The organism is Kitasatospora sp. NPDC058492, from assembly GCF_042720685.1.
In the GTDB taxonomy this organism is placed as follows: Bacteria; Actinomycetota; Actinomycetes; order Streptomycetales; family Streptomycetaceae; genus Kitasatospora.
The window spans coordinates 31,899-54,783 of sequence record NZ_JBHXMU010000048.1 but is presented as its reverse complement, the minus strand read 5'-3'; the positions used below and the strand labels follow the sequence as shown (position 1 = coordinate 54,783).

Annotated in this window: 18 protein-coding genes and 1 pseudogene; 13 read left to right on the top strand and 6 right to left on the bottom strand. The window is 73.0% G+C overall.

What is annotated here, in order from left to right; translation table 11 throughout:
- Positions 1 to 8: 8 nt before the first annotated feature.
- On the top strand, positions 9 to 968 hold the full coding sequence (locus tag ACFWPI_RS27775; RefSeq protein WP_380373703.1) for a ScbA/BarX family gamma-butyrolactone biosynthesis protein: 960 nt from the start codon (positions 9 to 11) through the stop codon (positions 966 to 968).
- Between the two features lie 250 nt (positions 969 to 1,218).
- Positions 1,219 to 1,911: an HAD family phosphatase gene (locus ACFWPI_RS27770; protein ID WP_063345846.1), complete on the top strand. Its 693-nt coding sequence runs from the start codon at positions 1,219 to 1,221 to the stop codon at positions 1,909 to 1,911.
- Between the two features lie 232 nt (positions 1,912 to 2,143).
- On the opposite strand, the pseudogene dhaL reads toward ACFWPI_RS27770, so the two are convergent.
- Together dhaL and ACFWPI_RS27760 are read right to left on the bottom strand one after the other, a co-directional pair.
- A pseudogene (dhaL, locus tag ACFWPI_RS27765) lies at positions 2,144 to 2,791 on the bottom strand (dihydroxyacetone kinase subunit DhaL); the annotation flags it as partial.
- Positions 2,788 to 3,825, bottom strand: coding sequence for a dihydroxyacetone kinase subunit DhaK (locus ACFWPI_RS27760; protein WP_063345848.1), 1,038 nt, complete (start codon positions 3,823 to 3,825; stop codon positions 2,788 to 2,790). The gene ACFWPI_RS27760 and the pseudogene dhaL, both read right to left, overlap by 4 nt.
- A 351-nt stretch (positions 3,826 to 4,176) precedes the next feature.
- Between ACFWPI_RS27760 and ACFWPI_RS27755 the strand changes: the two genes are divergently transcribed.
- The 5 genes from ACFWPI_RS27755 (at position 4,177) to ACFWPI_RS27735 (ending at position 9,906) form a co-directional block, all read left to right on the top strand.
- Positions 4,177 to 4,269, top strand: coding sequence for an Ms4533A family Cys-rich leader peptide (locus tag ACFWPI_RS27755; RefSeq protein ID WP_317620150.1), 93 nt, complete (start codon positions 4,177 to 4,179; stop codon positions 4,267 to 4,269).
- A gap of 144 nt (positions 4,270 to 4,413) precedes the next feature.
- Positions 4,414 to 6,132 (top strand): ABC transporter substrate-binding protein, encoded by a 1,719-nt coding sequence (locus ACFWPI_RS27750; RefSeq protein WP_380373698.1) that lies wholly within the window; start codon positions 4,414 to 4,416, stop codon positions 6,130 to 6,132.
- Positions 6,133 to 6,164: 32 nt separating this feature from the next.
- Entirely contained in the window at positions 6,165 to 7,208 is a 1,044-nt protein-coding gene (locus ACFWPI_RS27745; protein ID WP_380373695.1) for an ABC transporter permease, read from the top strand.
- Complete coding sequence (locus tag ACFWPI_RS27740) at positions 7,205 to 8,194, top strand: ABC transporter permease (RefSeq protein WP_363622942.1); 990 nt, start codon at positions 7,205 to 7,207, stop codon at positions 8,192 to 8,194. Before ACFWPI_RS27745 ends, ACFWPI_RS27740 begins: the two co-directional genes overlap by 4 nt.
- Before the next feature lie 11 nt (positions 8,195 to 8,205).
- On the top strand, positions 8,206 to 9,906 hold the full coding sequence (locus ACFWPI_RS27735) for an ABC transporter ATP-binding protein (RefSeq protein ID WP_380373753.1): 1,701 nt from the start codon (positions 8,206 to 8,208) through the stop codon (positions 9,904 to 9,906).
- Positions 9,907 to 9,983: 77 nt separating this feature from the next.
- Here ACFWPI_RS27735 and ACFWPI_RS27730 read toward each other — a convergent pair whose 3' ends face one another.
- On the bottom strand, positions 9,984 to 10,511 hold the full coding sequence (locus ACFWPI_RS27730; protein WP_063345851.1) for an NUDIX hydrolase family protein: 528 nt from the start codon (positions 10,509 to 10,511) through the stop codon (positions 9,984 to 9,986).
- 286 nt (positions 10,512 to 10,797) lie between these two features.
- Between ACFWPI_RS27730 and ACFWPI_RS27725 the strand changes: the two genes are divergently transcribed.
- The 4 genes from ACFWPI_RS27725 to ACFWPI_RS27710 all read left to right on the top strand — a co-directional run bounded on the left by ACFWPI_RS27725 (position 10,798) and on the right by ACFWPI_RS27710 (position 15,385).
- On the top strand, positions 10,798 to 11,616 hold the full coding sequence (locus tag ACFWPI_RS27725; protein WP_363586377.1) for an AfsR/SARP family transcriptional regulator: 819 nt from the start codon (positions 10,798 to 10,800) through the stop codon (positions 11,614 to 11,616).
- Positions 11,617 to 11,707: 91 nt separating this feature from the next.
- Positions 11,708 to 12,496: an SDR family NAD(P)-dependent oxidoreductase gene (locus tag ACFWPI_RS27720; RefSeq protein WP_063345853.1), complete on the top strand. Its 789-nt coding sequence runs from the start codon at positions 11,708 to 11,710 to the stop codon at positions 12,494 to 12,496.
- A gap of 62 nt (positions 12,497 to 12,558) precedes the next feature.
- Positions 12,559 to 14,877: a condensation domain-containing protein gene (locus ACFWPI_RS27715; protein ID WP_380373689.1), complete on the top strand. Its 2,319-nt coding sequence runs from the start codon at positions 12,559 to 12,561 to the stop codon at positions 14,875 to 14,877.
- Positions 14,878 to 14,905: 28 nt separating this feature from the next.
- A complete protein-coding gene (locus ACFWPI_RS27710) occupies positions 14,906 to 15,385 on the top strand; it encodes an SRPBCC family protein (RefSeq protein ID WP_380373686.1) in 480 nt (159 codons plus the stop codon).
- A gap of 138 nt (positions 15,386 to 15,523) precedes the next feature.
- Here ACFWPI_RS27710 and ACFWPI_RS27705 read toward each other — a convergent pair whose 3' ends face one another.
- Positions 15,524 to 17,101 carry an FAD-dependent monooxygenase gene (locus ACFWPI_RS27705; RefSeq protein ID WP_380373683.1) on the bottom strand — a complete coding sequence of 526 codons (1,578 nt, stop codon included), beginning with the start codon at positions 17,099 to 17,101 and terminating at the stop codon, positions 15,524 to 15,526.
- 76 nt (positions 17,102 to 17,177) lie between these two features.
- Here ACFWPI_RS27705 and ACFWPI_RS27700 point away from each other — a divergent pair, with 76 nt between their 5' ends.
- Together ACFWPI_RS27700 and ACFWPI_RS27695 are read left to right on the top strand one after the other, a co-directional pair.
- Complete coding sequence (locus tag ACFWPI_RS27700) at positions 17,178 to 17,720, top strand: CGNR zinc finger domain-containing protein (protein ID WP_380373680.1); 543 nt, start codon at positions 17,178 to 17,180, stop codon at positions 17,718 to 17,720.
- A 482-nt stretch (positions 17,721 to 18,202) separates the two neighbouring features.
- Positions 18,203 to 19,768: a glycosyl hydrolase family 18 protein gene (locus tag ACFWPI_RS27695; protein ID WP_380373677.1), complete on the top strand. Its 1,566-nt coding sequence runs from the start codon at positions 18,203 to 18,205 to the stop codon at positions 19,766 to 19,768.
- A gap of 335 nt (positions 19,769 to 20,103) precedes the next feature.
- Here ACFWPI_RS27695 and ACFWPI_RS27690 read toward each other — a convergent pair whose 3' ends face one another.
- Positions 20,104 to 21,051, bottom strand: coding sequence for a hypothetical protein (locus ACFWPI_RS27690; protein ID WP_380373674.1), 948 nt, complete (start codon positions 21,049 to 21,051; stop codon positions 20,104 to 20,106).
- 273 nt (positions 21,052 to 21,324) lie between these two features.
- The gene (locus ACFWPI_RS27685; protein ID WP_380373672.1) at positions 21,325 to 22,710 is read right to left on the bottom strand and encodes a rhodanese-like domain-containing protein; all 1,386 of its coding nucleotides are present in this window, start codon (positions 22,708 to 22,710) and stop codon (positions 21,325 to 21,327) included.
- Positions 22,711 to 22,885: the final 175 nt, after the last annotated feature.

Sequence of the window (22,885 nt, the reverse complement as noted above, 5' to 3'; positions counted from 1 at the left end):
CTGTAAATATGAAGATGCTGGATTTCCTCCCCTCCTCGGCGGCCCGGCATCCTGCCCGACCGCTCAGCTGGTCCCGCACGGTCCCCCGCGAACTGGTCCACCGCGCCGCCGTGGCGGAGGTGCTGCTGACCGACGTCCGGGCCCGAGGCGGCGACCGCTTCGAGGCGGCGGCCCAGTGGCCCCGCTCCCACCCCACCTTCCCGCGCGGACGCGGAGAGCGGCACGACCCGCTGATCGCCGTGGAGACCGCCCGCCAGCTGGGCATCTACCTGCCGCTGCGCCACTACGGCGTGCCGGCCGACACGCACCTGCTGATCACCGACGTGTCCTGCCGGGTCGACCCGGCGGCCGAGCCGCGCGGCGACGGCCCGGCGGCGGTCCTCTGCCGGGCCCAGGTGCACGGCCTGCGGACCTCGGCCGAAAACCACCGGCCCACCGGCATGCGGCTGCGGGTCGACTGCTCCGCGCGGGGAGTGGTGTTCGCCCGGATCGAGGGCGGCACGCGCTTCGTCGAACGGCCCGCCTACCCGGCCCTGCGCGGCACCGCGCTGGCCGGGGATCCCGCGGACTCCGGCCCGCCCCCCGACCCCCCGTCACCGGCGGAGGTCGGCGTCTCCCTGCCCTCCGACGTGCTGGTGACGCGCGCGGGCGGCGGTTCGCGGGCGAGTGACGGTTCGCGGGCGGACGACGCGCTCCTGATCTGCCCGGCCGACCCGGCACACCCGTTCTTCTTCGACCACTCGTCCGACCACATGCCCGGCATGGTGCTGCTGGAGGCGGCCCGGCAGGCCGCGGCGCTGCGCAGCGCGGGGCGGCTGTCGCACCCCGTCGACTACCGCATGAAGGCCGTGCGGTTCACCGAGTTCGCCCCCCTCCCGGAAGTCGACATCACCGAGTACGAGCATTTGTGCGTTTTTCATATTCGTCAGAACGGTCATATCACCGCCGCGGGGTCGTTGGGCTATTGAAGTAAAGACCCGGCAAATCTAGGGCCGCCAAGTTTGACCGCGAAACATATCGATCGTAACGTTGCGATCGTTATGTTCCGGATCGTTTTCTCCGATCCGGACGCCGAGGCGCGTCGTTCCGCCGCACTCCAGATTCCGGCCCCGGACAGGTCGGCAAGCGGCCACGGCCCCGGGCCGTGGCCGGCCCCCCTCGTCCCGACGCACACTCCGGCGAATCCCACAAAGCCAATCCCACCTGAAGGGCGTAGGCATGACCGTGGAGAGAATCAACGACTGGACCCCTGCAGCCGTCGTCTTCGACTGCGACGGCACGCTGATGGACAGCGAGTCGCACTGGCACCAGGCCCGTGCGGAGGTGCTGCGAGGCTACGGACTCACGGCCGGACCGGAGTTCACGGCGCGCGCGGCCGGGTTGCACTACTCCGACTGCGGGCGGCTGATGGCCGAGACCGCCGGCGACCCCTCGCTGGCGCCGGAGCTGACCGACCGGCTGCTGGTGAGCTTCCGGGCGCTCGTCGACGCCGACCCGGTCCCGATGCCGGGCGCGGCCGAACTGGTCGGCCGGCTCAGCGGGTTCGTCCCGCTGGCGGTCGCCAGCAACTGCCCGCGCGACGTGATCGAGGCCGGACTCGGCGGCGCCGGACTGCTCGAACACTTCGAGCACATCGTGGTCCCGGCCGAGGGGATCGGGCCCAAGCCGGCGCCGGACGTCTACCTGACCGCCGCCCGGCTGTGCGGCGCCGAGCCCACCGACTGCCTCGCCGTGGAGGACACCTTCTGCGGCATCCGCTCGGCCGTCCTGGCGGGGCTGCGGGTGATCGGTGTCGGACCGAACCCCTCGGCCGAGGCGCGGGAGGCGGTCGACCTGTGGGTCGCCACCCTGGGCGAGCCGGGACTGCTCGACTGGGTCCGGCGCCGGAGCGCTCTCGCCCTCACCAGCTGAGCAGCCCTCGGCGGGGCGGCCCCCGGCCGAGCAGCGCCCGGCGGAGCGCAAGCCGGCCGGGGAGCCGGCTGGGCGCCACCCGGCCGGGGCCGGGCGGTCACGGGCCGGCGGGGGCCGGCTCGGGCCCGCACAGCGGATCGGGCCCGTCGAACGCGGTGTCGGTGGACGCGGTGTCGGTCGGCACGGTGTCGGCGGACGCGCTGTCAGCAGCGCTGTCACCGAGCAGCACGCCGTCCAGCGTCCGCGGCACCGCGTGCGCGGAGGCGAACAGCAGCGCGATGCCCACGGCGCCCGGGTCGGGCACTCCCGAGGCCCGTTCGCCGAGGTAGCTGGCCCGGCCGCGGCGGGCCCGCAGGGCCCTGGTCCGGCGGACGCCCGCCGCGGCCGCGGCGGCGGCCGCGGCGAGGCAGTCGTCCGGGCGGGCATCGGGAGTGCAGCCGCGCAGGGCCAGTGCGGCCGGGTGCAGGGCGTCGACGAGCGTCTTGTCACCCGGCCGCGCCTCTCCCACCCGCTGGACGGCCTCCAGCGCCGCCGTCGCTCCCCGGGCGAGGGCCGGGCCGGTCAGCGGGCCGGCGCCGACGGCCGCCGCCAGCTCCTGGAGCACCAGGCCGAACAGCGGCCCGCTCGTCCCGCCGACCTCGTCCAGGAAGGCGCCCGCCGCCGCGCCCAGCGGTACCGCGGCGGCCTGGCGCCCCGGCGGCAGCCGGTCCAGCGCGGCCAGGGCGCACCGCACGCCGGTGAGCAGGTTGACGCCGAAGTCGCCGTCCCCGGCGGCCTGGTCGAGCCGGGTGAGCTCCTCCTCGGTGACCGCGACGGTCTCGGCGAACCGTCGCATCCAGCCCGCCGTGAAGACGCCGTCGAAGGCCTTCGTGCCCGTCATCTCCTGACCTCCTGGTGACCGGGGGCCGGCGCCGATTGCGCGACCGGCCAGGCCGCCGTGTACGCGGGGGCGTCGAGCAGCGCGAGCGTCTGTTCGTCGGCGGCGAGCAGGGTGATCGAGAACCCCCGCATGTCGAGGGCGGTGACGTAGTCGCCGACCAGGCTGCGCGCCAGGCGGCGCCCGCCGGCGTCCAGGACGGCGGCCAGTTCGTACAGGACCGCGTACAGCTCCAGGCCGGTGGTCGCGCCCAGCCCGTTGACCAGCGCGACGAGGGGGGCGCGGGCCGGGCGCAGCGCCTCCAGCAGGCGCAGCGCCATCCGGCCCACCAGGACGGCCAGCGGTTCGCACTCCAGGGAGAGTTCGGCCCGTTCGCCGTGGATGCCGACGCCGAACTCGACCGTCCGGTCCGACACCTCGAAGGCCGGCCGGCCGGTGGCCGGGGAGGTGTGTGCGGCGCCGGCCACCGCGATGCTGCGGCAGCGCCCGGCCAACTCGGCTCCCAGCAGGGAGAGTTCCGCCAGTCCGAGGCCGAGGTCGGCGGCCGCTCCGAGGATCTTCTGCACCAGGACGGTGGCCGCCGTCCCGCGCCGGCCGGCGGCGACGGACTCGGACTCGGAGGCGAGGTCGTCGTCCACCAGGACCCTGGCGCACGGTATGCCCTGGCGGTGCAGCCGTTCGGCCGCGATGCCGAAGTTGATCCGGTCGCCGGTGTAGTTCTTCACGATGTGCAGGACGCCGTCCTCGCCGGCGACCGCGCGCGAGGCCTCGAAGATCTGCCGGTTGTGCGGTGAGGCGAAGATCCGGCCCGGGCAGGCGGCGTCGAGCATGCCCCGGCCGACGAATCCGACGTGCAGGGGCTCGTGCCCGGAGCCGCCGCCGGAGAGCAGTCCGACCCGGCGCCCGGGGGCCCGGTCACGGGCGCGGACGAATCCGAGGTCGGGGTCGTGGACGACGAGCGATGGGTGGGCCCGGGCGAATCCGGCGAGTGCGCTCGCCACCAGGGCGTCCTGATCGGTTTCGAGGTAAGGGGCCACGTCCGGCTCCGCTCGGTAGGGCGGCCGCGCTGCGCGCGATCGCCGATCACGTTCACCCATGCTTGGGCAGGCGCCCGCGCGCGGCAACCCGCAGACGGAAGTGCGCGAGGGCCCGGGACGGCCGCCCGGCGGGCGGTTCGGGGCCTTCGGGGCGCCGGCGCTTCGCAGGGGCGCGGCACCCACTCGGGTGATGTCGCGCCCGCCGGTCCGGCGGGCCCGGGCCCCGGGTTTCCCCCCGCTTCCGCACGGTCTCCCGGTGTCCGGGCCGTAATCCGTTCCCGGAGTTCCGGTGGCGGCCGGATGGTATCCGGAGTTTTGACATTCCGCTTAAAGTCATACAGTCTTCTCGGCATGTCTGACCGTCACCCGATCGAGTGCGCCGCCATCGAGCTGGCGCTGATCGGCGTGGCCGCGCACTGCGTTTCCGACAATCTCTGTCGCTGAATCCGCCTGTCCCGACGCGTAGCGGTGATCGCCGCCCCGGGACATCGCCCCTCCCTGCGGGCGCGGTGCCGCTCACTCTCCTCACGGCCTCACTGTCGCCCGCCTTCCTCCGTACACCATCGGTAGCGAAAGGCCCCCTTTCCGATGTCTCGAACCACCTTCACCCCCCGCCGCCTCGCCGCGGCGACCGTCACCGTCGCCCTGGCCGTCGGAGTCGCGGCGTGCGGACCGAAGGGCGACGGCGGTGGAAGCACCGGCAAGGACGCCGCACCGCAGCAGGGCGGCACCCTCACCGTCCTCAACCAGAACCCGCAGGACCAGTTCGACCCCGCACGGCTCTACACCTCCGGCGGCGGCAACGTGCCCTCCCTGGTCTTCCGCACCCTCACCACCCGCAACCGGGCCGACGGCGCGGCCGGCACCAAGGTCGTCCCGGACCTCGCCACCGACACCGGCACCCCCTCGGAGGGCGCGACGGTGTGGACGTACCACCTCAAGGACGGCCTGAAGTACGAGGACGGCTCGGCGATCACCACCGCCGATATCAAGTACGGCATCGAAAGGTCATTCGCCCCCGAACTCTCCGGCGGGGCGCCATTCCTGAGGGACTGGCTGGTCGGCGCCGCCGACTACCAGGGCCCGTACAAGGACGGCCGCGGTCTGGACGCGATCGAGACGCCGGACGAGAAGACCATCACCTTCCGCCTCAACAAGCCCGAGGGCGACTTCCCGTACCTGGCCACCCAGACGCAGTTCGCCCCCGTCCCGAAGGCCAAGGACACCGGGACGAAGTACCAGGAGCACCCCGTCTCCTCCGGCCCCTACCAGGTCGTCAAGAACGAGAACGACGGCGCACACCTCGTCCTCAAGCGCAACCCCAACTGGTCGGCGGCCAACGACGACCAGCGCAAGGCGTACCCGGACACCGTCGACGTGCAGTCCGGGCTCGACCCGGCGGTGATCAACCAGCGGCTCTCCGCCGGCACCGGCGCCGACGCGGCCGCCGTCACCACCGACACCAACCTCGGCCCCTCCGAGCTCGCCCAGGTGAAGGACGACAAGGCGCTCGCCGCCCGCGTCGGCACCGGCCACTTCGGCTACGTCAACTACCTGGCGTTCAACCCCAAGGTCAAGCCCTTCGACAACCCCAAGGTCCGGCAGGCCGTCGCCTACGCGCTCAACCGCACCTCGGTCGTCAACGCCGCCGGCGGCTCCTCGCTCGCCGAGGCCGCCACCACCTACCTGCCCACCCAGGAGACCTTCGGGTACACGCCGTACGACCCGTTCCCGGCCGGCGCCACCGGCAACCCGGAGAAGGCCAAGGAGCTGCTGAAGGAGGCCGGCTACCCGGACGGCCTGACCATCACGCTCACCCACTCCACCGAATCGGGCAAGGGCTACGGCCCGAACCTGGCCACCGCCGTCCAGGACGGCCTGAAGGCGGCCGGGATCACCGTCCAGCTCGACGCCCTGGACTCCACCAGGTACTCCAAGACGATCCACACCGTCAGCACCGAACCCGGCCTCTTCCTCTCCGGCTGGGGCGCCGACTGGCCCTCCGGCGGCCCGTTCCTCGCGCCGATCTTCGACGGCCGGCAGATCGTCACCGACGGCTACAACTTCAACTCCGCGCAGCTGGACGACCCGTCGGTGAACGACGAGATCGACCAGATCAACAAGATCACCGACCACGCCGAGGCCGCCAAGCGCTGGGGCGCCCTGGACAAGCGGATCGGCGACCAGGCCCTCACCGTCCCGCTGTTCCACCCCGTCTACAAGCGGCTGTCGGGCAAGGACGTCCGCAACATCGTCATCAGCGACTGGACCGGCGTGCTCGACATCTCCCAGGTCGCGGTCAAGTAGCGGGCGGGATCGGACGGATCGGTCAGACAACCATGGCTCCACAGGAACCCCAGGCCGGGGAGGCCCTCGCGGCCGCCCCGGCCGCCGGGGGCCGGACGGTGTGGCGGCGGCTGCTCGCACGGCGCGCCGTCCTCGCCGCCGGCCTCGTCATCGCCCTGCTCGCCCTGATCGCGGCAGCGGCACCGCTGCTCAGCGCGATCGAGGGCCAGGACCCCACCAGCTACCACAACGACCTGCTCGACTCGGCGGCCGGCGGAGTGCCCACCGGCTCCTTCGGCGGCGTCAGCGCCGAGCACTGGCTCGGCGTCGAACCCGGCACCGGGCGCGACGTGTTCGCCCGACTGGTCCACGGCGCCCGGATCTCGCTGCTCGTCGCCGTCGGCGCCACCCTCGTCCAGGTCACCATCGGTGTCCTGCTCGGCCTCGCCGCGGGCCTCGGCAGCCGGCTGCTCGACCAGCTGATCGGCAACACCACCGAGGTGATGCTCGCGCTGCCCTCGCTGGTCTTCGCCATCTCGCTGATGGCGGTCGTGCCCTCCGACTTCCCCCGCCCGCTCCTGCTGACCCTGGTCATCGGGCTGCTCGGCTGGGCCGGCACCGCCCGGCTGGTCCGGGCGCAGACGCTCAGCCTCCGCCAGCTCGACTACGTGGCCGCGGCCCGGCTCGCCGGCGCCACCCGCTGGCAGATCGCCCGCCGGGAGCTGTTGCCGTCCCTGGCCGCGCCGGTCATCACCTACGCCGCGGTGCTGCTGCCGTCCAACGTGATCGCCGAGGCCGGGCTGTCCTTCCTCGGCGTGGGCGTCAAGCCGCCGACCTCGTCGTGGGGCCAGATGCTCTCCGGCGCGACCACCTGGTTCCGCGCCGACCCGATGTACGTGCTGCTCCCGTCCGCACTGCTGTTCGCCACGGTGCTCGCCTTCACCGTGCTCGGCGACGCCGTCCGCACCGAGCTCGACCCCCGCGCGGCCTCCCGGCTGCGGGTCGGAACGGCGCGCGGCGCCGGCTCGTCGGGCAACAGCTCGCCGGACTCCGCCCGCCCCGGCCCGTCGGCCGCCGCCGAGGAGGCCCCCGCATGACCCGCTTCCTGCTCCGCAGGGCCATCGGCATGGTCGGCGTCCTGCTCGCCATCTCGCTGATCGTCTACGCGGTCTTCTACATCGCCCCCGGCGACCCCGCCCAGCTGGCCTGCGGCGAGAAGTGCAGCCCCGCCCAGGTCCTCCAGGTGCGCGAACGCCTCGGCCTCGACGCACCGGTCTACCTCCAGTACGCCCACTTCCTCCAGGGCGTCGTCGCCGGCCGCGACTTCAGCGCCGGAACGGGCCTGCTGCACTGCCCGGCGCCGTGCCTGGGCGTCTCCTACCGCAGCGGCGAGCAGGTCACCGACATGATCGCCGCCCGGCTCCCGGTGACGGCCTCGCTGGCGCTCGGCGCGATGGTGCTCTGGCTGGCCCTCGGGGTCGGCACCGGGCTGCTCTCCGCGCTGCGCCGGGGCCGGCTCAGCGAGCGGCTGCTGACCGCGCTGACGCTGGCCGGCAACTCCATCCCGGTCTTCGTCATCGGCCTGGTGCTGCTCATCGTCCTGTGCGCCCAGCTCCAGTGGCTGCCGTTCCCGAGCTACGTACCGCTCACCGAGGACCCGCAGCAGTGGTTCTGGGGCCTGCTGCTGCCCTGGGTTTCGCTCGCGCTCATCGAGTCCGCCAAGTACGCCCGGCTGACCCGCTCGTCCATGCTGGAGACCCTCGCCGACGACCACATCCGGACCTTCCGGGCGTACGGCGTCAGCGAGCGGCGCCTGGTGACCAGGCACGCGCTGCGCGGCGCGCTCACCCCGGTGATCGCGCTCACCGCCATGGACCTCGGGACGATGTTCGGGTCCGCCGTGCTGACGGAGTCGCTGTTCGGGCTCCCGGGGCTCGGCAAGCTGCTGGTCAGCTCGGTCAGCCTGATCGACCTGCCGACCGTCGTCGGCCTCACCCTCGTCACCGGGTTCGCCGTGGTCCTCGCCAACGTCGTCGCGGACGTGCTCTACGCGGTGACCGATCGAAGGGTGGTCCTGACGTGAGCGCCGAACCCCTGGCTCCTCCCCTGGTCGACGTCCGGGACCTGGTCGTCGACTTCCCGGTCGGCGACGGGCACGTACGCGCCGTCGACGGCGTGGGCTTCACCCTGGAGGCCGGGCAGGCGCTCGGCATCGTCGGCGAGTCCGGGTCGGGCAAGAGCACCGTCGCCTACGGACTGCTCGGCCTGCACCGCGGCACCGGCGCCCGGGTCGGCGGCTCCGTCCGGGTCGCCGGCGTCGACGCCGTCACCGCCGAGGGCGACGAACTGCGGCGGCTGCGCGGCGGGTTGGCGGCCATGGTGTTCCAGGACCCGCTCTCCGCCCTCGACCCGTACTACGCGGTGGGCGACCAGATCGCCGAGGTCGTACGCGTCCACCGGGCCGTCTCCCGCCGGGCCGCCAGGGCCCGGGCCGTCGAGGTGCTCGGCCGCGTCGGCATCCCCGATCCGGCGCGTCGCTCGCGGTCGCGCCCGCACGAGTTCAGCGGCGGCATGCGCCAGCGGGTGCTGATCGCGATGGCCCTGGCCTGCGAGCCGCGGCTGCTGGTCGCCGACGAGCCCACGACCGCGCTGGACGTCACCGTCCAGGCCCAGATCCTCGACCTGCTGCACGAGTTGCGGGCCGAGACCGGGGCCGGGCTGGTCCTGGTCACCCACGACCTCGGGGTGGTCGCCGGGAGCGTCGACCGGGTGCTGGTGATGAAGGACGGCCGGGCGGTGGAACACGGCCCGGTCACCGAGGTGCTGGGCGCGCCGCGCGAGCCGTACACCCGCGCGCTGCTGTCGGCGGTGCCCCGGGTCGACGCTCCGGGCGCTGCTGGCGCTGCGCACACCGGGTCTGCCGGGCCTGCCGGAGGCGCCGCCGCCGGGCGCACCGACGGCGACGTCCTGCTCGAAGCCACCGACCTGCGCCGGGAGTTCGCGACCCGCGGCGGCCTCACCCGCCGCACGGCCCCCGTGGCCGCCGTGGACGGCGTCTCGCTCACCGTGCGTGCGGGCGAGACGCTGGGCATCGTCGGCGAGTCCGGCTCCGGCAAGACCACGCTCGGGCGGATGCTGGTCCGGCTGCTGGAGCCGACCGGCGGCCGGCTGCACTACCGCGGCCGGGACATCGGAGCGCTCGGGGAGAATGAACTGCGCCCGCTCCGGCGGGAGTTGCAGATGGTCTTCCAGGACCCGGTGTCCTCGCTCAACCCGCGCCGCAGCATCGGGGAGTCCATCGCCGACCCGCTGCGCATCGCCGGTGAGAGCGACGATCGCCGCATCCGCGCCCGGGTCGGCGAGCTCCTCGAACGGGTGGGCCTCGACGCCAGCTGGTACCACCGCTACCCGCACGAGTTCTCCGGCGGACAGCGCCAGCGGGTCGGCATCGCGCGGGCGCTCGCGCCGCAGCCGCGACTGATCGTCTGCGACGAACCGGTCTCCGCACTGGACGTCACCACCCAGGCCCAGGTGGTCGCGTTGCTGGGCGAGTTGCAGCGCGACCTCGGCCTCGCGCTGGTCTTCATCGCCCACGACCTGGCCGTGGTCCGGCAGGTGAGCGACCGGGTCGCGGTGATGCGGGCCGGGCGGATCGTCGAGCAGGGCGACGCCGACGCCGTGTACGACTCCCCCCAGCACGCGTACACCAAGGGCCTGCTGGCGGCCGTGCCGGTGCTGGACCCCGTCGAGGCGACCGCCCGGCGCACCGCCCGGCTGGCATCCGCCGGGGCCTGACCGGCTCCCTGACCGATCCCCTGACCGGCTCCCGGCCGGGGCCCGCACCTCGCCGGTGCGGGCCCCGGCCGGAGTGCTCAGCTCAGGCAGCCGACGTGCGCCAGGGCCCGCTTGAGCAGCGCCCCCTGACCGCCGGGCATGTCCTGCTGCACCAGCGGGGAGGCGGCCTCCTGCGGGCTGAACCAGACCAGGTCGAGCGCGTCCTGGCGCGGCCGGCAGTCGCCGACCACCGGCACGACGTACGCCAGCGACACCGCGTGCTGGCGCGGGTCGTGGAACTCGGTGATCCCCAGGGTCGGGAAGTACTCGGCGACCGTGAACGGTTGCAGCGAGGCGGGGATCCGGGGCAGCGCCACCGGGCCGAGGTCCTTCTCCAGGTGCCGCAGCAGGGCGTCGCGGATCCGCTCGTGGTGCAGCACCCGGCCGGAGACCAGCGTGCGGCTGACCGTCCCGTCCGGTCCGATCCGCAGCAGGAGACCGACCTGGGTGACCTCGCCGGCGTCGTCGACGCGGACCGGCACGGCCTCGACGTACAGGATCGGCATCTTGGCGCGGGTGGTCTCCAGCTCCTCGGGGGCGAGCCAGCCTGGCGTGGTTTCCGTCATGTCAGCCATTCGCCGATGGTACGTTCCCGGGCCCCGTCCGCGCCGGGCGCCCCGCCCGTCACACCGTCGAGCGCCGACCCGCCGCGCCGACCCGCCGCACCGGTCTGCCCGGAGGTGCCCCACCAGAGCGCCCGGAACCGCGCTCGACGGGCACTTGAGGAATCCGGCCCCCGCCCCTCGGCCCAACTAGGGTGCGACGCGTCCGCCCCACCATTCCGTCGACCCGAACAAGCAGCCGAATGACGCCCACCCGAGCGGACGCCCCGCGCCCGAGAGGAGAACCGCCATGCACCTCAAGGTCCTCGGCCCCCTCACCGCCGACCTCAACGGCATCTCCGTCGTCCCCACCGCCGCCAAGCAGCGCCAGATCCTGGCCCTCCTCGCGCTCTACCCGAACCGCATCCTGCCCACCGCCACCCTGATCGAGGAGATCTGGGGCGACGACCCGCCCAGACAGGCGCTCACCACCATGCAGACGTACATCCTGCAACTGCGCCGCCGGATCACCCACGGCCTCGGGCCGACCCCGCACATCACCGCCAAGGACATCCTGACCACCCGGCACGGCGGCTACCAGCTCACCACCCACCCGGACAACCTCGACGTCCACACCTACAGCCTGCTCACCACCCAGGGGCAGCACGCCTTCAACCACGGCCACGACCACCAGGCCGCCACACACTTCCGGCAGGCCCTCGCGCTCTGGCACGGCCCGGCCCTGGTCGACGTGCGGCCCGGACCGATCCTCGCCATCGAGATCATGCGCCTGGAGGAGAGCCGCCTGATCACCCTGGAACGCCGCATCGACACCGACCTGCGGCTCGGCCGGCACAACGAGCTCATCCCCGAACTCACCCACCTCACCCACCAGCACCCGCACCACGAGGGCCTGCACGCCCAGGCCATGGTCGCGCTCTACCGGGCCGGCCGGCAGACCACCGCCCTCGCCACCTACCACCACCTGCGGCACCGCCTCACCACCGAGCTCGGCATCCAGCCCTCCCCGCACCTGCAACACCTGCACCACGCGATCCTCACCCTCGACCCCACCCTCAACACCCCGACCACGGCCCACCCGACCACCTACAACCTCTACCCGGCCTGAGCTCCCGCCCCGACCACCCCACCGACCCCCGACCACCGACCACCCACCACCGGCCCGAGCTCCCAGCCCGCCCTCACCCCCAGGACCCGCCATGACCACCGCACCCGAGCAACCCCTCGCCCTGATCACCGGCGGCACCCGCGGGATCGGCCTCGCCATCGCCCGCGAGCTCGGCAGCCGCGGCCACCGCCTCTTCATCTGCGCCCGCACCGGCCCGCACATCACCGAGGCGCTGGCCACCCTGCGCGGCGAGGGCCACCAGGCCGACGGCACCACCTGCGACGTGCGCGACCCCACCCAGGTCAGCGCGCTGATCCGGCACGTGGTGGCCGAGCACGGTCCGATCACCGTGCTGGTCAACAACGCCGGCCGCACCGGCGGCGGGCCGATCGCCACCACCACGGACGACCTCTGGTACGACGTCATCGACACCAACCTCAACGCCGTCTTCCTCGTCACCCGGGAGACCCTCAAACACGGCCACCTCACCGGCACCGCGCACCCGCGGATCATCAACATCGCCTCCACCGCCGGGAAGCAGGCCGTCACCCTCGGCGCCCCGTACACCGCGAGCAAGCACGCCGTGATCGGCTTCACCCGGGCACTCGCCAAGGAACTGGCCCCGACCGGCACCACCGTCAACGCCATCTGCCCGGGCTACGTGAACACCCCGCACACCACCCGGATCCACCACGAGTACGCCACCGCCTACAACACCACCCCCGAGACCATCCACCAGCACTTCCAGACGCACATCCCGCTCGGCCGCTACACCACCCCGGAGGAGGTCGCCTCGCTGGCCGGCTACCTCACCTCCCCGACCGCCGCCAGCATCACCGCCCAGGCACTGAACGTCTGCGGCGGCCTCGCCACCCAGTAACCCCGGCGCAACCCTGGCCGGCCCACGGGAAGGAACCGGGCTCCGGTGCCCGCTGATCAGCGATGACGAACCGTCACTTCTCCAGCGCACCCGTCACCCTGCTGGTGGCCGGCGCCCCGTCGCCCGAGCCCTGCCTGCCCGCCGCCCGCCCGCCGAGACGGCTCGACACCGGCGCGGTCAACGCCGCGCTGGCCCGCACCGCCACCCGCCGGTGGCGGCCGCCACAGCCGCGCGGGGCCGGCCGGCCCCCGGAGTTCCTGCTGGTCGAACTGCAGCAGACGTACGAGGCCGACGTGCTGCGCGCCGCCCTGCGCGCCGTCGACGCGGCCGGTCCCGCGCCCCAGGACCGGGCGGACGCGCTCTGGGAGCGCACGGTGGACGGCCCCGACGGACTCGACCGGGTCCTGGCCGACCTCGGACGCGCCCTCGCCGCCGGGGCACGGCTGCGCGCCGTCCTGGTCGAGGACCGCCGGGACGGCCTCCGGCGCCTGTTCGTCGGCATCGCCGCCGGACCGTCCGCGCGCGCCGCCGAACTCGTGGAACGGCTGCGGGAGGCACTGGCGCACCCGCCGGAGCCCGTCACGGTGCCGACCAGCGCGCTGCAACGGGAGATGCTGCGCCAGGTCATCGGGCGCGCCGACCACGGCGGGCGACACGTCGAACAGCTGTCCTGGAACTGGCACGGGCCGCTGGACACCGACCGGTTCGCCGCCGCCTGGCAGTCCGTGTTCGACCACGAGACGGTGCTGCGCGCCGCCTTCGACTGGGACGACACCGCCGGCGACCCCTGGATGGTGCTGCACGAACGCGCCGTCCCCGACGTCACCCGGCACCCGCACGGCGCGATCGGCTGGGACGACCTCCTGGAAGCCGACCGGCACCGCGGCTTCGACCTGCGCCGACCCGCTCTGCTGCGCGCCACCCTGCTCGACTCCGGGCCGCAGGACCAGGACGACGGGCCGGTCACCCGGGTCCTGCTCACCTACCACCACGCGATGCTCGACGGCTGGAGCGTGCGGCTGCTCCTCCAGGCCTTCTACCGCGCCTACCTGACCGGCGGCGTCCTGCCCGGCGGCGAGCGCCGCCCCGACGTCCGCGACCACGCCCGCTGGCTCGACGCCCAGGGAAGCGACGCCGCCCGGCAGTTCTGGGCCACCCGGACCGCCGCCAGCGCCGTCCTCCCGCTCGCCCCCGACCCGGCCCGGCACGGCAGCGGACGCGCCCGGCGCCGGCTCACCCCATACGAGGCGGTCCGGCTGCGCGGCTGGGCGGCCACCTGGGGGGCGGGCGAGAGCAGCGCCCTCCAGGCCGCCTGGGCGCTGCTGCTCTACCGCGCGGCGCAGTCCCACGAGCAGCGCCCACCGGCCCGGGCGGTACGGGTCGGCTTCGCGGTGACGGTCTCCGGGCGGGGCATCCCGCTGGACGGCATCGACCGACTGCCCGGCGCGCTGCGCAACCCGCTGCCGATCTCCGTCCGGGTCCACCCGAGCACGACGGTGCCGCAACTGCTCGCGGCCCTGCGCGACGACGTGCTCGACCTCGCCGCCTACGAGTGGATCTCGCCCGGACAGGCCCACCGCTGGAGCGCCACCCCGCGCGGGCAGCGGCCGCACAGCCTGGTCGTCCTGGAACACCAGCCGACCGCCCCGCACCACCTGCGGCTGGAGACCGACCTGGCCGCGCACGGCATCCACGTGGAGAACCCCGTGCCGACCGGCACCTTCACCTCGTACCCGATCACCCTCGCCGCCCACTACGACGCCACCGGCGGACTCGTCCTCACCACCACCCACGACCGCGCCCTGCTCGCCGACCGGGACGCCGTCGAACTCCTCAGCCAGAGCGCCCACCTGCTGCGCACCTTCCCCGACCTGCCGAGCGGCCTCAGCACCTCCGAGTTGCTGCGCTCCACCCTCGCCGGACACCCGGCGCCCCGACCCGGCGGGCCCGCCGACCACCCGCCGGCCCCGGACGCACCGGCGGACGCACCGACGGACGGCCCGGCCGTCCGGCTGGAGGTGCTGCGCCGGGCCGCCCGCCCGGGCGCGGGCTGGGTACTGCTGCTGCCCCCGCCCGACGCCCCGCACACCCGCTACCCCGGCACCGCGCGCGGCTGGCCGGGCCCGCAGGCCCTCGGCGTGCTCCGCCCGGCCGCCGGCCCGCCGTCACCGGCCGCCTACCGCCCGGTCCTCGCCCCGCTGCTGGAGTCCCCGGCCCCGGTCGCCCTGGTCGCCGCGCACGGCAGCGGCGTCACCGCCTACGAGGTCGCCCGGCTCGGCCCGCCGGCCCGCCCCCCGCTGGTCGTCCTGCTCCCCGACGACGCCGCCCCGTCCGACCTGTTCGCCCTGGCCCCCCTCCTCGCCGGCCCGCCCCCGCCGTGACGCGCCGCTGGCAGCCGTACCGTGAGGCATGGCCCGCTTCGTCCTGACCCGCCGTTCGCCCCTGCCCCCGGCCGTCTGCTGGGAGCGGCTGACCGCCTGGCCCCGGCACGGGGACCGGGTGCCGTTCACCCGGGTCACCGTGGTGCGGGGCAGTGGCGGGCGGGCGGGGGACGCCATCCTGGCCCGGACGGTCATCGGGCCGTTCCGGTTCGACGACCCGATGGAGATCGTCGCTCTGACCGCCCCCTCGGCCGGGCGCGACGGGCTGTGCCGGCTGGAGAAGCGGGGCCGGCTGGTGCTCGGCTGGGCCGAACTGCGCGTGCGGGCCCCCGGTCAGGACGCCGGGCAGGCCGGGGAGACCGGCGAATCCCAGGTGAGCTGGACGGAGGAACTCCGGGTCGCTGGCCTGCCCGCGCTGTTCGACCCGCTCGTGGCCCGCGCCGGGCGCCTGGTCTTCGGCCGGGTGCTGGACCAGCTGCTGGAGCCGGAGGCGGCGGCTACGGCCTGACGTCGCGCCAGAGCCGGTCCTGCCGACGGACGTATCCGCGCGGGTCGGCGTCGACCGTGACGCGGTCGTGTTCCGCCGGCGTCTGGTGACGGTCCCGACCAGTGGCGCCGGATCAGCCGATGGCGTCGGGTCGGCCGCCTACGCCGACAGGATCCGCCGCAGGACTTCCCGCAACTCGGTGTCGTCGGCGGGCGGGTGGGGCGCCTGCCAAGCGATGTGGCCGTCGGGGCGGGTGAGGAGAGCGCCCGTGGCGGGGAGGCCGGAGAGGCCGGGCCAGTCGGCGGCGGGCAACGGCCGCAGCGCGACGGGCAGGCCTGACGCTGCGGCGGTGTCGGCCTGGCGTTGCCAGGCGGGGTCGCCGGCGGCTGTGAGCAGGGTGAAGCCGGAGCCGATGAGGTCGAGCGTCGATGCCGCCCCGGGGAGTCCGGCCGGGCGCAGGTGCGGGAACCGGCCGCCGGGCCCGCCGTCGGGGTGCTCGCCGTCCGGGTCCAGCGGCGGGCGGGCGGGGGCGTCGGGGTCGGCGTGGACGGCGGTGGAGCGGTAGGCCGCGGTGAGCAGCAGCTCGTCGTCGATCCGGTAGCCGGTGCGGGCACGGGAGTTGGCGAGGGACAGGTCGATGACCTGTCGGGCGACGGGGCGGCGCTCGGCCTGGTAGGTGTCCAGCAGCGCTTCGCCGGCCGACCCGGCCACGACAGCGGCGAGCTTCCAGGCCAGGTTGTCGGCGTCGCCGATGCCGGTGTTCATGCCGTGCCCGCCGGTGGGGGGCGTCACATGGGCCGCGTCGCCTGCGATCAGGACCCGTGACCGGCGGTAGGTGTCGGCGAGTCGGGCGTCCAGGCGCCAGGTCTGGGTGTCCTGGACGGTGACGTCGAGGTCGGGCAGTCCGGCGGCGTCGCGCACCAGCCGGGCCAGCTGCCGGTGGTCGCCGAGGAGGTCGGCGAGGTCGTCGCGCCTGGGGTCGTAGGGGTGCTGGTAGATCCAGTGCCGGTCGTTGTCCACGGCCAGGAAGCCACCGCGGCCGGGCTCGGTGAGGAAGTAGGACGCGCTGGCCCGGTCGGCGACGACCTCGCCGAGCGGCGCCTCGAAGCGGATGCTGAGGAAGTGGCCGAGGCCGGTCGGCCCTGCCATGGCGATCCCGGCGCCGGTGCGGACGGTGCTCGCCGCGCCGTCGCAGCCGATCAGCCAGTCGGCGCGCACGGTGTGCCGGTCGCCGGTGGCGCGGTCCTCCAGCACCACGTGCACGCCCTCGCCGCCGCCTGCGGCTGTGGTGGCAGCGGCAGTCTCGGCAAACGAGAGCAACCGGGTGGCGAACCTGACCCCGTCCGGCGCGAGTTCACGGGCCCGGCGCAGCAGCACGGCCTCCAGGGCGTCCTGCGAGCAGACGAGCCCCGGCGACGGGGTGCGCTCGGCGCCGCCGTCCGGGGCGGCGGCCACGCCGGTGCGTACGAAGTCCGGGTCGACGAGGTCGCGGCCGCGGTAGAAGAAGACGTGCGAGGCCGGGAGCCCGGCCTGCCGGATGTCGGCCTCCAGTCCGAGCCTGCGGAAGATCTCCATCGAACGCGCGGACACGCCACGGGCCTTGGGGTGGCGGGAGGTGCCCTGGTGCGCCTCGACGAGCAGGTGCGGCACGCCGTACCCGGAGAGCAGGAGCGACATGGTCAGGCCGACCGGGCCTGCGCCGACGATCAGGACGGGCGCCGTTGCCGGGAATCGCATACCACTCCTTCGTAACGCCTAATATTGGATTTCGACGTTACCATGGGGTGCGCAAACGATCGGAAGGGGCACACCCATGACCCAGGACCACGACGGCGGCAACCCCCGCGGCCTCCACTTCGTCACCGAGCTCGCGAACACCGTCCGCGCCGAGCCCGAAGCGGGCGCCGCCGACCTGCAAGCCCTCCTGGAACGCCACGGAGGCCCGCCCTTCCGCCTCACCGACGCCGACGCCCGCGAACTGCGCGAGGCCACCGCCCCGCTGATCGGCATCCTCGCCCTCCACGACGAGGACGAGGCGGCCGAAGCGATCAACACCCTGCTCGACCGCTACCCGGCCCGCCCCCGACTCGTCCGCCTCCCCGGCCGCCCCTGGTCGATGCACACCCAGGCACCCCCGGCCGCCGGCCTCACCCACTGGCTGCTCTCCACCTCCGCCCTGGCCCTCGGCCTGTGGCTCAGCGAGCGCGGCACCTGCGCCTGGGGCGAGTGCGCCGCCCCCGACTGCGACTGGTTCTTCGTCGACACCGGCCGCCGCACCCCGCAGCGCTTCTGCACCCCGCGCTGCGCCACCCGGGTGCGGGTCGCCGCCCACCGGGCCCAGCGCGCCACCGGCTGACGGCCCGCCCGCCAAGGGCACCCTGATCCCAAGCAGTCCGGTCCAGCAGGAAACCAGCAGCTTCCCGACGAAGTCCGACTGTCCGCCGCCGCTTACCCGGCCACGACGCGTGGCGGTGAGTGATCAACGTGGTGCACCGGCCATGGGAACGACAGCCGGGGCCTCACCCGTTCGAGTGAGGCCCGGCGGCCGGTCACGTGGCACGGCTGCACCGTCGGCATGATCGCGGAGGACTACGGACGAGAAGCTGCCCGACGCGCAGCGTGCACCGGCACGTTCCGAAGGTCGACAGCGACGTGCAACGGCGGCTCCTCATCCGAGGCCTTCCCACCGCTGGTGATCGAGCCGATCACGATGAAGTTCCCAGGGGCAGACGCGGGCGGGGACCGGACTGACTCGGGGAACACGGCGCGTACCTCGCGGTCTGCTCGAAGTAGGCGAAGGTCGACCCTCCACATGTCCGCGTCACTACACTCTGCCGCATGACTGAAGATCAGAAAGTCCTTCTGCAGGCAGATCTGTTGACCACGGATACCTACGAGGCTCACGGCTACAAACCGGAGGGGACAGGGACTGCCCTGTCGTACACCTCGACCCGGGTGTGCGTCCCGGCCTACAACGGGTACGACTCCGAATCACCTGAGAGCGCCGGCATGCGGCTCTCGGCGTACCTGGCCTCCGGGTTCCACTACGACGGGCGGCTGGCCCCTGAACGGCTGGGTGACGCGAGCTCGGATGACGAGAGGCCGGATGAGCCGGGCTACGGCTTCGACCTGGTGGGCATCCCCGCGACTGCGTACGACCGCATCGTCTTCGGACACCTGGCGGTACTCGGCGACGTCGAGCCGCAACAGCCGCAGGTAGCCGCGGTCAGGGACGGCTGGAACTCGCAGACCGACGGGCAGGAGCCGATCGGTTCGGGGCACGTCGTACCCGTTGACCCCTTCGGTGACCTCGGCGTGACACGGAACGTGGACCTGCCGGCCTCGGACCGCCGGGACGCTTCCTACAAGACGTTCCTGGCGTACTACAACCAGGAGGCTGCGTCCGGCGTGCTGGGAGGCCTGCGCAACCTGCAGCAGCGTGCGAAGCGTGCGGGCCACAAGCTGGAGCTCGCGTTCAGCATCACCGATGCCGGCCCCTCGGGCACTCTCGCCTCTGTGGCCGGCGACGCGCAGAAGCGGGCCGCCTTCACCGCCGGCGTCGTCGACTTCTTCAACCGGTTCCCCATGTTCAGTGAAGTGGAGCTGGCCTGGGACAGTGTGGACGGGAAGGCTCGCACTCTCCCGGACACGGCCACGCGAGACGCCTACGCCCTCGTCGTGAGGGAACTGCGGCAAGCCTGCGACAGGGCCTTCGGGACAAGGAGGCGCAAGTCGATCAGCATCGCGGTTCCCGCCGCCGAAATCGACGACCTGCGTGCCGCGCGCCTGGGAGACCTCGTGCGTGTTGGCCTGGACTCTGTCTCCCTCAAGGCCGTCGACTTCTTCCAGGGCGGAGAGAAGGAACCGCTGGGCCACCTTGCCAACCTGACGTCCCGAAACACGGACCAGGTGTCGGCGCAGAAGCTGGTCGAGTACCTCGTCCAGGAAGAAGGCATCCACCCAGGGAAGATCCACCTCGGGTATGCGTGCTACGGCCGTGCTGTCACCAACGCGGACCCCGCCACCGGGACGCACGCCGGCACGTCGGCCGCGCTGGGAACGTTCGCCCACGGCGTCGTCGGCTTCTATGACGCCGTCGCCAACTACCTCGACCTGGAGCACGGCCGGGCCGCCGGGAAGAACGGCTTCGCCCTGCTGACCGACCAGGAGGCCGACGCCGACACACTCCTGGCCAACGGCCACTACATCTCGCTCGACACCCCGCGCAGCGTCATGCGCAAGGGCAAGTTCGCCGCCACGACCGGTCTCGGCGGACTGTGCGCATGGTCGGCCCACCAGGACAACGGTCTGCTGGCCAACGCCGCCCGGGAGGGCCTCGGATACGTCGCGGCACCGAGCCGAGAGTTCACCCCCATGGCCCCCCTGTACAACCCCGGCGCCTGAGTCCGGTCGGGAATCTCCGTTCCTTTCCTCTCGACTGCTGCTGTCTGACTGGACGAAGCAGTGCGGTCACGACCTTCTTGTCCGGGAGGCCGGGGCGCCCGTACGGACGCCCCGGCCTCCCGGTCCACCTGCGCCGGCATTCGAAGACGGCAAGGAAGAGCACAGTGCACGCCCGAAGTACGTGCCACAGGGCTTCTTTCCACCAGTACAGGTGTACCTCGACGCGCTCGCCGCCCATGACCCCGGCGTGTTCCGGGCCCGAGCACCGTACCGAGTGGCCCCGCAGCCCGCGCAGGCTCTAGTCGGGTCGCGAGCGCGGGCCGGGTCGGCTGGGCTCAGCTCGTTGTGACGCTGGCGACCTTGTTGACGTTGCCGTAGGTGGTCCACACCTTGTTGTCGGGGCCGGTGGTGAGGTAGCTCGGCCCGGCGTTCGCGGTGGGCGGGCTGTACTGGGTGACGGTGCCTGCGGGGGTGATCTTCCCGACCTTGTTGTTGCCGGGCTCGGTGAACCAGAGGTTGCCGTCCGGGGCGCTGGTGATCTCCCCAGGCGCGCTGACGTTGTACTGGGTGATGGCGCCCGAGGGGGTGATCTTCCCGATCTTGTTGGCGCCGTACGCGGTGAACCACACGTTGCCGTCCGGGCCGCCGGTGATCCCCTGCATGTAGGACTGCCAGGTGATGTTGGGCACGGTGTACTTGGTGGTGACGCCCGCGGTGGTGGTCTTCATGAGGCCGCTGTTGTTGGGAGCGGTCCACCACAGATTGCCGTCCGGACCGGTGGTGATCTCGCCCGGGTAATAGGCGATGGCGTACTCGGTGATGACGCCCGACGGGGTGATCTTCCCGATCTGGTAGTTGTTGCAGTCGATGAACCACATGTTGCCGTCCGGCCCGGCGGTGATGCCGTTGGGCTCGGGCGAGTTCTGGCCCTGGGGCAGGTTGTACTCGGTGATGGCGCCGGCGGGGGTGATCTTCCCGATCTTCTGGCCGTCGTACTCGGTGAACCAGACGTTGCCGTCCGCTCCGCCGGCGATCGCGGTCAGGGTGGCGTTCTGGGTGGGCACCTGGTACTCGGTCACGGTCCCCGCCGTGGTCATCTTGGCGACGTTACCGACACCCGGCTCAAGGAACCACAGGTTGCCGTCCGCCCCCTTGGTGATGGCACCCGGGCTGTTGGGCGTGTTGTGCTCGGTGAAGGTCACCGCCGCGGTGGCGGGCGAAGCGCACAGGACCACCATCGCCACCGCCAACGACCCGACGGTCCGCTTCTTCCCACGCTTCATGGACTCCACGCTCACGGCTGTCTCTCTTCTTCTGGCACTGTTCCCGATCCGGGATCAGCGTCAGCAAAGCGCACCCCAACGCCACGAAACGGCACAACATTCGCATTTCACTCACATGGGCGCCATATCGAACATGCAGCGAAAGCATCGAATCTCCGATTGATGAAGCCCCAGGCCGAGGCCGTTCGCAGCATCCGATGAATGTTGCATCGGATGCGATACCGCTCGTCAGTCCAGGTAGATGCCGGCGAAGGTGCGCCGAGAGGGCTGGGTTCAGTCCAGGGTGGGGTGGGTGAGGGTGTGCCAGGCGGTGTAGCCGCCGAGGAGGTCGGAGACGTCGGTGTGGCCGTGGTGGCGCAGCAGGCTGGCGGCGATGGAGGAGCGGTGGCCGCCGGCACAGTGGACGACCAGGGGGTGGTCGGTGGGGATCTCGTCGAGGCGGCTGGGGAGTTCGGTCAGGGGGATGTGCAGGGATTCTTCGATGGAGCCGGTTTCGCGTTCGCCGCAGGTGCGGACGTCCAGGACGGTGGGGGGCTGTTCGGTGGCGAGGGCGGTCCGGAGTTGGTCGGCGGTGAGGCGGCTGGCGGGGGTGAGGTCGTCGGCGAGGGCGGGCAGGGCGGTGTCGGGGTTGCTCAGGTAGCCGGCGATGTGATCGAAGCCGATGCGGGCGAGGCGGGTGATGACCTCGCCCTCGCGGTCCTGCGGGGCGATGATCGCAAGGTTGCCGTCGGGGGTGAGGACGGTGCCGGCCTGTTCGGCGAAGCGGCCGTCGAGGGGGACGTTGAGGGCGCCGCGGAGGTGTCCGGCGCCGAACTCCTGGGGGCTGCGGGCGTCGAGGACGACGGCGCCTGCGGTACGGGCCTCCTTGAAGCCTCCGGGGCACAGCGGGCGGGCGGGGTTGGTGCGGTCGAGCAGCGGGTGATCCTGCCGGTTGAGGGCGGCGTCGTGGCCGAAGTAGGCGGGGGCCACGGACTGGCCGGCGGTGACGATGCGGACGAAGGTGTCCTGGTCCATGGGCTGGCAGGCGTAGTTGGTGGCGCGCTCGCGGCCGATGGTGGACCGCTTCTCGGTGGAGAGGTTCTTGCCGCAGGCGGAGCCGGCGCCGTGGGCGGGGAAGACGAGGGTCTCGTCGGGCAGAGCGAGCAGCTTGCGGTGGACGCTGTCGTACAGCATGGCGCCGAGTTCGTCGGCGGTGACGCCGGACGAGGCGAGCAGGTCGGGGCGGCCGACGTCGCCGATGAACAGGGCGTCGCCGGTGAGCACGCCGTACGGGACGGTGTCGTCGGGCTGCTCGTAGACCAGGATGCTGATCGATTCCGGGGTGTGGCCGGGGGTCTCCATGATTTGGAGGGCGACGTCGCCGAGTTCGATCCGTTCGCCGTCGGCGAGCTTGCGGATCGGGTACTCGGTCTCGGCCCGGCGGCCGTAGCCGATCCAGGCGCCGGTGCGGTCGGCCAGTTCGAGGTGGCCGGCGAGGAAGTCGGCGTGGAAGTGGGTGTTGATGACGGCCTCGACGGTCAGGCCGCGGGCCTCGGCATCGGCGACGTACTCGTCGACGTCGCGGCGGGGGTCGACCACGACGGCGCGGCCGGTCCGCTCGTCGGCGATCAGGTACGAGGCCTGGGAGAGGCAGTCGAGGTAGAACTGGGCGAAGTACACGGGGAACCTCCTGGGCGGCGTCGGGCGCCTCGGCGTGATCTCAATACCCCCTCCGGTATGAGCGACAGCATACGGCCCCACGGTCGATACGGGGCGGGGTGTCGCCGAACGGAGTCGATAATACCCCCGGGGGTACTATGGTGGACATCGCGCGGGACCGGCCGCCACCGTCGGA